We start from the raw sequence: 4,180 nt of genomic DNA, 5'->3' as shown, positions 1-4,180 counted from the left end.
TGGTGCCAAGTGTGTTTATGGAGCTGGAACAGCTCCCATTGACGGCGAATGGTAAGGTAGACAGGAAAGGGCTGCCGACGCCGGATTATGAGGGTGGCAGTCACACGTATGTTGCGCCGAGCACGGAGGTTGAGCAGGCGCTATGTGATTTATGGCAAGAGTTGTTGGGCGTGAGCCGCGTAGGTGTGGAAGATAACTTTTTCGCGCTGGGGGGCGATTCAATTAAAGCTACACGATTAATAGCTAAAGTTAAAAAAGAACTTAAGTTTTCTATTTCTTTAAGAGATCTGTATACGAATCCTACTGTTCACGGAATAGCTGTATCAGTAGAACATTTAAGTGACGAGATAGCTATAGTAGCTAGGCCGAAAGTCGAAACATCTAATGCACAAAAACGGTTCTATTTAATGCAGCAATCAGAACCATCGAGCAAGTACAACGTTTCATTTGTTTTGCTCTTATCTGGAAAAGTCGATACTGTTCGCTTGAATGCGGCGTTAAAAAAAGTAGTAGAAAAACATGAGATATTAAGGACTACCTACCTTGAAGATGGTGAAGATATTTATGGTTTAGTAAATGAAGATTATGAATTCGAACTCTGTCAATTAGATCATGTTGGTGCCGATTCCTGCTTAAAAGAAATTGAGAAAGCTGAGAGTCATGTGTTTGATTTAAATGGTTCTATTCCAATCAAGGCGACACTAATTAATAAGGGTTTTGAAGAAAATTATCTTGTCATTAATATACATCATATTGCTACTGATGGATGGTCAATAAAAATCTTTGCTGATGATTTTTCATTTTTTTATAACAATAGTGAGGCTAAGGTTGAAAGTTCTGCTATTCAATATGCTGATTTCGCAAGTTGGTATAATTCGCATGTAGAAAATGAACGGGAAATTCAGTTGGAATATTGGTTGGGTCATTTGAACAATGCCCCGCAAAGTATAGTATTTCCAATTGAAAACACAGGGGGGGGCGGCTTAGGTAAAGAGTACGAACAGTTTTCGAAAACTGTTTCTAAGAAGGTATTTGAAAAGGCTGAATGCTTAAATGTAAGTTTGTACTCTGCGTTACACTCTTTGACTGCGTCAGCATTAGGGTTGTGGTTAGATATTAAAGATTTAGTAATTGGAACCGTTGATTCTGGCAGGCAAGAGAGCCAGACGCATAATTTATTAGGCTGTTTCATTAACTCATTAGCAATTAGGACGAAAATTGGTACTGATTCCATAAATGATTTTGTGACCGAGTCAGATAGGGTAGTTAAACAGTGCTTAATTAATTCGATATTGCCTTTTGATGAAGTTGTTGCGAATGTTTGCAAGGACTTTCATGCAGGGAATCCTCTATTTAATGTTGCAGTTCTTTTTCAAAATGTCGATTTACCAGATCTTGATATTAACGGTGTTAATGTTAGTCAATATCAAAGCACGCTCGATAATGTGCTCTTGGATTTAAGATTTGTTTATCAGAATGTAGATGGCTCTTTAGTGTTAACGCTAGAGTACAATAAAGCTAAGTTTTCTAAGGTCACAATTGAAAGTCTTCTTGAACTATTGAGTTCTTTGTTTGAGGCGTTTGTTTGTGATAGAAAGGTTAATTTATCCCAAGTTGAAATTCCTACATATTTAGTGGGGTTGAAAAATAAAATAGATAACAATTATAAGATTAATGTTGGGGCTAACTTTACAATTGATCCGATAATCGAATCCTTAAAGTATGTTAGCTCAGTATACGATGCAGGGTTTGATGTTTCTTTGCTTCCATATAACCAACCTATAGAGTCAATTATTAATATTAATAACTCTACAACTCAAAACTCAAAAGATTGCAATGTGTTTTTCATCAGTATGGTTGAGTGGTTAGGTGCTGGTGACCTAGATATGAGGTTAAGCAATCTTAAATTTAAGTATCAAAATCTTCTTAAATCACTTCAAGGATCAATTGGAAAAAAAGTTTCAGTTGTCATCGCTGATTCTGATTTTTCATCCTGTGCTCAATCTGAAAAAGATACGATAATTAATCTTGAGAATGCTCTTGTTGATAAAGGTAAGTCTTTCGGTGTGTCAGTTTTTCGAACTAACGCAAAAAGTTTTACAGCTGGCGATATCTTCGATGAATATGCAAATAAAGCAGGCCATGTACCATTCTCTGAACAGTATTATTCCGGATTGGGAATAGATGCGATCAAGGCTGCAACTAAAAAGGAACAACCATATAAAGTAATTGTTCTTGATTGTGATAATACACTTTGGTCTGGTTTATGTGCAGAGAGTGGCTCTCATGGAATAAATATAACCGATGATAATGCCTTTATTCAAAGACTTGCTCTAGAAATGAAATCCAAAGGAATGCTCCTTTGTCTATGTAGTGCAAATGAAGAATCAGATGTAATTGATGTATTCAAAGTAAATCATAATATGCTGATTTCTCTAGAGGATATTGTAAGTTATCGTATAAATTGGGAGCCCAAATGGAAAAATATCACATCTTTAGCTGAGGAATTAAACTTAGGTCTTGATAGCTTTGTTTTTATTGACGATGATGCTTTACAGTGTTCTCAAATGAGGCAGTTTTGTCCAGCTGTATTTACTATAGAGTTACCTTCTACTGACTTTAAGAATTACTTTGAAAATGTGTGGCGGTTAAAAGATGTAAATATCAAAAAATCTTTAGATCGTACTTCTATGTACCATGAAGAGGCAATGAGGCAAAAAGCCATGAAAAAGTCTCTTAGTCAATTGGATTTTATTCTTTCACTTGAACTTGATATTTCAACTGAAAATCTAAGTGTTTCTGATGTTGAACGTGCAGAAGAACTTTTATTAAGAACAAATCAATTTAATATTAGCGGAAAGAGGCTGAGTTGCGATAAAGTAAACTCATGCATACTAAGTAGTGATCGTTTTATTATCAAGTGTAATCTTAAGGATAGGTTTGGTGAATATGGAATTGTATCTATCGCTTTTGGTTCAATTTCAGATGGCGTGGTAAACGTAGATAATATGGTTCTTAGTTGTCGTGCCTTCGGTCGTGGTGTTGAATTTTATATGTTAAAGCATCTTGCCAACCTAGGGGAGAGGGTTTGTTTTGATTTTAGTGTTACTAATAGAAATAAACCAGCACTGAAATTCTTAAAGAAAGTTGAAAGTATTATTGGGGGGAATAATTGCAATTATAATGGAAGATATTCTTTCGAGTCACCTCTAATATCTAGTTTGTCGCTAAGCGCTATTTTTAGTGAAAATGATGATTCAGATTGCATACATGAAAGTAAAACAGACGAACAAGTTTTTAAAGAAGACTCTTGGCTTTCAAATCTAGCTAAAGAGTTAATGGACAAACAAGCCTTTACTTGTTCGGTAAGTAAATACTCAAAGCGTTACTTAGGCGCCATTCACGCAAATTATGTTGCGCCGAGCACGGAGGTTGAGCAGGCGCTATGTGATTTATGGCAAGAGTTGTTGGGCGTGAGCCGCGTAGGTGTGGAAGATAACTTCTTTGCGCTGGGTGGGCATTCATTGTTGGCGACCCGTTTATCGTCAAAGGTCAAACAATCCTTGGGCGTAAGTTTGCCTCTGAAGAGTATCTTCCAAGCGCAAACGTTGTCAGCATTAGCGTATACCATTAGCCAACTTTCACAAGATACGGGCGTTCCAGTACTAACGCCAGCCCCTGCTGATGCAGAGGCGATGTTGTCATACGGCCAGCAGCGCTTGTGGCTGCTTGACCAAATTGATGGTGGCAGTGCGCATTACAACATGCCAAGCGCATTACGTTTAGAAGGTCGCGTAGATGTTTCAGCGTTAAATCAGGCTTTGAGTGCGATAGTGGCTCGCCATGAAGTATTGCGCACAGTCTTTAAAGCTCAGGATGGCGGGGATGCCCTTCCGGTGCTATTACCGACGATGCCATACGAAGTGAAGCATGAAGACTTGGCAGGGCTAAGTGGTGCGGCCCAAGAAGCAGCGGTCAGCGCGCACTTAAATGCTCACGCGGGTCAATTGTTTGACTTGTCAACAGACCGCATGCTGAGTGCAAGCCTGTTAAGTTTGGGCGACGATGTACATATCTTATCAGTGACAATGCACCATATTGCTTCAGACGGCTGGTCGGTCGGTATATTAATCAAAGAATTCATGGCGCTGTATAGCGCATACAGTCAAGGTAAAACGCC

The 4,180-nt window shown here is 38.3% G+C and carries 1 protein-coding gene; it reads left to right on the top strand.

Annotated elements, in window-relative coordinates:
- Positions 1 to 17: 17 nt before the first annotated feature.
- Positions 18 to 4,180 (top strand): HAD-IIIC family phosphatase (locus K1M91_RS20990; RefSeq protein ID WP_232804212.1); only part of this gene is annotated, 4,163 nt, incomplete at its 3' end.

This window comes from Motilimonas sp. E26 (assembly GCF_021278025.1).
Lineage (GTDB): Bacteria > Pseudomonadota > Gammaproteobacteria > Enterobacterales > CBDFNC01 > Motilimonas.
The sequence above is the reverse complement of the archived record's forward strand: the minus strand, read 5'-3'. Positions and strand labels throughout refer to the sequence as shown.